The 6,231-nt window shown below is 69.5% G+C and carries 6 protein-coding genes; 5 read left to right on the top strand and 1 reads right to left on the bottom strand.

The window, feature by feature from the left end:
* Positions 1–13 precede the first annotated feature (13 nt).
* Both HNV26_RS13390 and HNV26_RS13385 read left to right on the top strand, forming a co-directional pair.
* Positions 14–853: a fatty acid desaturase family protein gene (locus HNV26_RS13390; RefSeq protein ID WP_253816538.1), complete on the top strand. Its 840-nt coding sequence runs from the start codon at positions 14–16 to the stop codon at positions 851–853.
* A gap of 80 nt (positions 854–933) precedes the next feature.
* Positions 934–1,707: a helix-turn-helix transcriptional regulator gene (locus HNV26_RS13385; RefSeq protein WP_171440428.1), complete on the top strand. Its 774-nt coding sequence runs from the start codon at positions 934–936 to the stop codon at positions 1,705–1,707.
* A gap of 144 nt (positions 1,708–1,851) precedes the next feature.
* Here the strand turns inward: HNV26_RS13385 and HNV26_RS13380 are convergent, their stop codons facing one another.
* Positions 1,852–2,484, bottom strand: coding sequence for a phospholipase D-like domain-containing protein (locus HNV26_RS13380; RefSeq protein WP_171440395.1), 633 nt, complete (start codon positions 2,482–2,484; stop codon positions 1,852–1,854).
* 98 nt (positions 2,485–2,582) lie between these two features.
* Here HNV26_RS13380 and HNV26_RS13375 point away from each other — a divergent pair, with 98 nt between their 5' ends.
* Genes HNV26_RS13375 through HNV26_RS13365 form a run of 3 tightly spaced genes read left to right on the top strand, consistent with a single transcriptional unit; the run spans position 2,583 to position 6,225 of the window.
* Positions 2,583–3,266 (top strand): TetR/AcrR family transcriptional regulator, encoded by a 684-nt coding sequence (locus tag HNV26_RS13375; protein ID WP_171440396.1) that lies wholly within the window; start codon positions 2,583–2,585, stop codon positions 3,264–3,266.
* A 29-nt stretch (positions 3,267–3,295) separates the two neighbouring features.
* Positions 3,296–4,747: an aldehyde dehydrogenase family protein gene (locus tag HNV26_RS13370; protein WP_171440397.1), complete on the top strand. Its 1,452-nt coding sequence runs from the start codon at positions 3,296–3,298 to the stop codon at positions 4,745–4,747.
* A 38-nt stretch (positions 4,748–4,785) separates the two neighbouring features.
* Positions 4,786–6,225, top strand: a complete 1,440-nt coding sequence (locus HNV26_RS13365; protein WP_171440398.1) for an aldehyde dehydrogenase family protein — start codon at positions 4,786–4,788, stop codon at positions 6,223–6,225.
* Positions 6,226–6,231: the final 6 nt, after the last annotated feature.

The raw sequence follows: 6,231 nt of genomic DNA, 5'->3' as shown, positions 1-6,231 counted from the left end.
TAAGAGACAGGCGTTGTGGTGGGGGTGGTTCCCGGCCTTCATCTTGAGCTGGGACGCGCTTCCCTGGGTGGGGCGGCTGGCCATGTGCCTGCTGGGCTGGGCCATCTGCTTCTGGAACTACGCCGTCCTGCACAACCACATGCACGTGTCCATCGCCCGTCCTCCGCTGGCGCACTGGGTGGTGTCCCGTGCGCTGGGCATGGCGTGTGGGTTCCCCTACCGGGGCTACTTCATCCACCACTTCAACCACCACCGGTACGATGACGGCCCGGGCGACTGGGGCCGCCGCCGTCCCGGAGAGCGCGTCTTCCGCTACTGCCTGCGCTCGGCGCTGACGCCGTGGCTGTGGCCCTACGAGACGCTGGGCCTGGTCTGGCAGTGGGCGAAGAAGAAGAACCAGCGGCTGGAGCTGGCGGTGGATTTCCTGGTGGTGGACGGCGCGCTGCTGGCGCTCATCGTGTGGAAGCCCGCGCTGGGGTTGGCCTGGTGGGGGGTGCTGCTGGTGACGCAGTTCTGCATCCACTGGCTCAACCTGGCGGCCCACTTCGAAACGGACTCCGAGCAGAAGGACGCCCTGGGGACCACGTCCTATTCCGCCTTCTACAACCGGTGGTTCTTCAACGCGGGCCATCACCAGGCCCATCACCTGAAGCCGCAGGTGCCCTGGTACGAGCTTCCGGCCCTCACCGAGGAGCTCGCTCGGACGTCCAGGCTCCGTCCGGAGCTGACAACCGGGCTCTCCCCCATCAATCCGTTGTGGGTGGCACGGGTGGTGAAGCGCTATTCTGCCAAACCGTGCGATCGGCAGACGGAGTCGAAGATTACCTCCGGGACCCCCACGGCCGTTACCTAGCCGGGGAGGGCTTCCTCCACTGGTACGCCTCGGCGGACCTGTGCGGCTTCGTCCTCTGGGGACGTCCCGGAGAGGCCGAGGTGCGCCGGCTCGTCCAGGTGCTGGACGTGGAGTTGTCCCCCGCCAAGCCCCACGCCTCGCTGGTGGACGCGCGCCGGCTGGAGGCCGCCGACCCCATGGCCTTTGCCGCCCTGGTCAAATACATGCAGCCCCGCGAGAAGGACTTCAGCACCTCCGTGCTGAAGCAGGCGCTGGTGCGGCCTGAAGGCGTGGTGGGCGCGGTGGTGGGCGGCTTCTACACGCTGCTGTCCGGGGCCTATCCCAGCCGGGCCTTCACGGCGCCCGACGCCGCCCTTCAGTGGTTGGGACAGCCGGAGGCCGACGCCGCGGCGCTGCTGGCGGAGCTCAACGGCCTGGTCGCGGATGCCACCGGCCAGTCTCCCCTGCTGCGCGAGCTGCACCAGGTGATGCGGGGCCGGCTGCCGGAGGTGAATCTGTCGGACGTGGCCCGGGAGATGGGCATGTCCGAACGGACGCTGCAACGCAGGCTGAAGGAGGCCAGCACGTCCTTCCAGGCGGAGCTCAACGCGGTGCAGGTGCGCATGGCGCAGTCGCTGCTGCGCGAGTCGAACATGAAGCTCACCGCGGTGGCGGTGGAGGTGGGCTGTGCCTCGCTCCAGCACTTCAGCAGCCTCTTCCGCAAGCTGGTGGGCGAATCCCCCAGCGCGTGGCGGGACCGGCAGAAGCAGCCGCAGGGCAACGGCACGCCACCACCCGCCGGGGCCCTGATGGAGGAAGTGACCGGAGCGCCCGGCCAGGGCCCCGTCGCGGCCTCGTCCGAAGTCCCTGAGTAGTCACGCCCTGGAGCCGGGAAGCCGCTGGCTCCTGGCAATCCCTGCCAGTCAACACAGACACTCAACATTCCCAAACGTCGTCAGGCAGGACCGCGCGATTCAGCGGGTGACGCGCAAGTCTTTGACACCTCGTGGGTGGGGTTCCTAGCGCTTGGCGGCCTTCGCGCCCCGCTGGAGACGGCGCGCCTTGCCCAGACGTGGGGCATCCGCGCGCGGACGGCGCGGCGTGGGCGCTCGCTTGCCTGCGGGCAGAATGGGGTCGGGGCACACCGCGCGGAGCTTGCATGACTTGCACTCGGCGCCGCTCCACACCGCTTCGTAGAGCGCCGTCACCCGGTCGATGACGTCGAAGTCCTCGGTGACGAAGCCCAGCTCGAAGTTGCGCGCGGAGTCCCCCTTGGCGCCCAGCCCCGCGCCGGTGAGGTTGGCGCTGCCCAGGTATGCCCAGGCGCCATCCACCACCACCGCCTTGAAGTGCACGCGCGGGCAGACCTTGAGCGACAAGCCACCCGCCACCAGCCGCGCCTGCCGGTCGAAGGCGGCGCGAAAGGGCCGGCTCGGCAGCTCCGCGTGCAACAGCCGCAGCGCCACTCCACGCGCGGCGAGCGTGTCCAGCACATCCACCAGCGGGACGAAACGGCCGCCGTGCTCCACGAACATCGCCTTCACGTTGGCCGTGGCCATCCACACCGACTCCCGGGCGTGGAGCAGCTTCTCCAACACCACCTCCCGGTACAGCGCGCTGCCCGACAGGAGCTCCGCCTCGATGGGACGCATGGGGCACACTCCAGCACACACGCCCTCACCCCGCCACCCGACGACCAAATGACCTTGAGTCACTTGACGAATGACCGTGGGTCATTCATCCATGAGCCATGGCCAGCACCTCAGCGGCGAAGGCGAATCGGGCCCTGCCCCAGCGAGCACGGAAGGACGAGGACAAGGAAGCGCGGCGGCGACTCATCCTGGATGAGGCCCTGGCCCTGTATCAGGCGACGTCCTATGCCGAGGTGAAGATGGCGGACGTGGCCGGCCGGGCGATGCTGGCCAAGGGCACGGTGTTCCTCTACTTCCCCACCAAGGAGGCGCTGTTCCTGGCGCTGCTGGAGGACCTGCTCTTCGCCTGGTTCGCCCGGCTGGACGGGTTGCTGGCGGAGGACACGTCGGCCTGGACGGGGCCCCGGCTGGCGCGCACGGTGGCCGAGTCGCTGGAGGGCGAGGAGACCCTGACGCGGCTGCTCGCGCTGCTGCAGACGGTGCTGGAACAGAACGTGACGGCCGAGCAGCTCCGCCCGTTCAAGGAGCGGCTGCTGGCGGCGCTGCTCCGCGCGGGCACGCTGGTGGAGCAGCGGCTGCCCTTCCTCCGTGACGGAGAAGGCCCGCGCTTCTTCATCCACCTGCACGCGCTCGTGACGGGCCTGCGGCAGATGGCGGACGTGGCCCCGGTGGCGCGCGAGGTGCTGGAGGCGCTGCCCCACCTGGCGCCGCTGCGCGTCGACTTCACCGCCGAGCTGACGACGGCCCTCACCACCCTTCTTCGCGGATTGGAGTCCCGCTGAGGCCCCTTTCCCACCCCCTGGAGAACCCCATGCTCGAAGCAACGTCTCAAGCCAACACGCAGCCCACCGCCGACACCGAGCGCATCCGCGCGGTGTTCGAAGCCCAGCGCGCGCACCGCTGGACGATGTCCCGCACCACGGCCGCCGAGCGCATCGCCCGGCTGAAGCGGCTGCGCGAAGCCATCATCGCCCGCCGCGCGGAGCTGGCGGACGCCATCCACGCGGACTTCCGCAAGCCCGCGGTGGAGGTGGAGCTGACGGAGCTGCACCCCACGCTGGAGGAGCTGAACCACACGGTGCGGCACCTCAAGTCGTGGATGAAGCCCATGCGGGTGGGCACGCCGATGCTGCTGGCGGGCTCGTCCAGCCACGTGCGCTACGAAGCGCGCGGCACGGTGCTGCTGCTGTCGCCGTGGAACTACCCCTTCAACCTGCTGGTGTCGCCGCTGGTGGCCGCCATCGCCGCGGGCAACACCGTCATCTGCAAGCCCAGCGAGAAGACGCCGCACACCTCGCGCTTCCTGGCGCAGCTGGTGAAGGACGTGTTCCCCGAGAACGAGGTGGCGCTGTTCGAAGGCGGCGCGGAGACGGCGGAGGCGCTGCTGGAGCTGCCCTTCGACCACATCTTCTTCACCGGAAATACGCGCATCGGCCGCAAGGTGATGGAGGCCGCGGCGAAGCACCTGGCCAGCGTGACGCTGGAGCTGGGTGGCAAGTCGCCCGTCATCGTCGATGAGACGGCGGACGTCGCCGCCGCCGCCGAGCGCCTGTGCTGGGGCAAGTTCGTCAACGGCGGCCAGACGTGCGTGGCGCCGGACTACGTGTTCGTGCACGCGTCGAAGGAGCGGGCGTTCCTGGACGCGCTCAAGGCGTCCATCACGCGCTTCTACGGCGGCACCGAGCAGGAGCGGCAGGCGAGCCCTGACCTGACGCGGCTGGTGGACCCGGTGGCGTGGCGGCGGGTGAAGGACCTGCTCGAGCGCTCGGTGGCCGCGGGAGCGAAGCTGGAGGTGGGCGGGGAGACGGACGAGCCCTCGCGCTACATCGCGCCCACCGTGCTGTCCGGCGTGACGGCGGAGAGCCCGGCGATGGAGGGCGAGATTTTCGGACCGGTGCTGCCGGTGCTCACCTTCCAGTCCCGTGAAGAGGTCTACGCGCACATCCGCGCGGGCGGGAAGCCTTTGGCCCTCTACGTGTTCAGCCAGGACAAGCGGGCGGTGGAAGACATCTTCCAGAACACCACGTCGGGTGGCGCGGTGGTGAACAACGTGCTCGTCCACCTCGCGAACCCCAACCTCCCGTTCGGCGGGGTTGGCACCAGTGGCCTGGGGAACTACCACGGCCATTTCGGCTTCAAGACGTTCAGCCACGAGCGGGCAGTGATGGTTCAATGGATGAAGTCGCTGGCTTCGGTGTTCTTCCCGCCGTATCGCGGGAAGGCGCAGGAATTGGCCTCCCGCGCGACCCGGCTGATGGAGTAGGCACCCCAGGCCGGGGCACCTCCGGAAGGAGCCGGGCGATGCGCGTGGTGAAGCTGGAAGAAGCACGGATGCCGGACGGCGTGCAGGAGGCGTTCGACCGTCTCCATGCGAATCGCTGGGAGGTGGCGCGCCGCGGCGTGAAGGAACGGCTGGCCCGGCTGGAGCAGCTCAAGTCGCTGCTCGTCGCCCGGCGCGAGGCCCTGGCCGAGGCGCTCCACGCCGACTTCCGCAAGCCGCGCGCGGAGGTGGAGGCCACCGAGGTCCTCCCCGTCCTGATGGAGCTGGCCTCCATCCAGAAGCACCTCAAGACGTGGATGAAGCCCCGGAAGGTCTCCACGCCCCTGCTGCTCACCGGCACGTCCAGCCTGGTGCAGTACGAGCCCCGGGGCGTGGTGCTGGTGCTGGCCCCGTGGAACTACCCCTTCCACCTGCTGGTGTCGCCGCTGGTCGCCGCGGTGGCCGCGGGCAACGCCGTCCTCTGCAAGCCCAGTGAGAAGACGCCCAACACGGCGCGCTTCATCGCGGAGCTGGTGAAGGATGTCTTTCCCCCAGAAGAGGTCGCGGTGGTGGAGGGAGGCCCGGAGGTGGGCGAGGCGCTGCTGCGGCTTCCCTTCGACCACTTCTTCTTCACCGGCGGGGCCCGCGTGGGCCGGCGGGTGATGGAGGCCGCGGCGAAGCACCTGGCCAGCGTGACGTTGGAGCTGGGTGGCAAGTCGCCCGTCATCGTCGATGAGACGGCGGATGTCGCCGCCGCCGCCGAGCGCGTGGTGTGGGGCAAGTTCCTCAACGGCGGCCAGACGTGCATCGCCCCCGACCACGTCTGGGTCCACGCGTCGAAGGAAGAGGCCCTGCTGGAGGCGATGAAGGAGGCCCTGGAGCGCTTCTACGGCCGCACCGAAGAGGCGCGCCGCGCGAGCCTGGACCTGTGCCGCATGGTGGATGACGGCGCCTTCACGCGGGTGCGCCAGTTGATGGACCGCACCGTGGAGGCCGGCGCGCGCGTGGTGGTGGGAGGCGGCGTGGGCGCGGAGTCGCGTTACATCGCGCCCACGGTGCTCGCGGACGTGACGCCGGACGCGCCCATCATGGCCGAGGAGATTTTCGGACCGGTGCTGCCGGTGCTGCGCTTCGAGTCCCTGGACGAAGTGGTGTCGCACGTGCGCGAGGACGGCAAGCCCCTGGCGCTCTACGTGTTCAGCAACGACGAGGCCACGGTGGAGCGGCTGCTGCGGGAGACTCGCGCGGGCGGCACGTGCATCAACACGGTCGTGCTGCACAACGTGAATCCGAACCTGCCCTTCGGCGGCGTGGGCGCCAGCGGCGTGGGCGCGTATCACGGCGAGACGGGTTTCCGGACCTTCAGCCACGAGCGCGCGGTGCTGCGCCAGGGGCGCACGTCCCTGGTCCACCTGTTCTTCCCGCCCTTCACGGGCAAGGCGCAGAAGCTGGCGCGGCTGGCGGGGCGGTTGTTCGAATAGGCGTGA

It is taken from the genome of Myxococcus xanthus (assembly GCF_013116825.1).
In the GTDB taxonomy this organism is placed as follows: domain Bacteria; phylum Myxococcota; class Myxococcia; order Myxococcales; family Myxococcaceae; genus Myxococcus; species Myxococcus xanthus_B.
The sequence above is the reverse complement of the archived record's forward strand: the minus strand, read 5'-3'. Positions and strand labels throughout refer to the sequence as shown.

Bases quoted from the DNA above. Each gene is read 5' to 3' on its own strand.
- HNV26_RS13380 (WP_171440395.1), bottom strand. From the start codon at position 2,484: ATGCGTCCCATCGAGGCGGAGCTCCTGTCGGGCAGCGCGCTGTACCGG.
- HNV26_RS13375 (WP_171440396.1), top strand. From the start codon at position 2,583: ATGGCCAGCACCTCAGCGGCGAAGGCGAATCGGGCCCTGCCCCAGCGA.
- HNV26_RS13370 (WP_171440397.1), top strand. From the start codon at position 3,296: ATGCTCGAAGCAACGTCTCAAGCCAACACGCAGCCCACCGCCGACACC.
- HNV26_RS13365 (WP_171440398.1), top strand. From the start codon at position 4,786: ATGCGCGTGGTGAAGCTGGAAGAAGCACGGATGCCGGACGGCGTGCAG.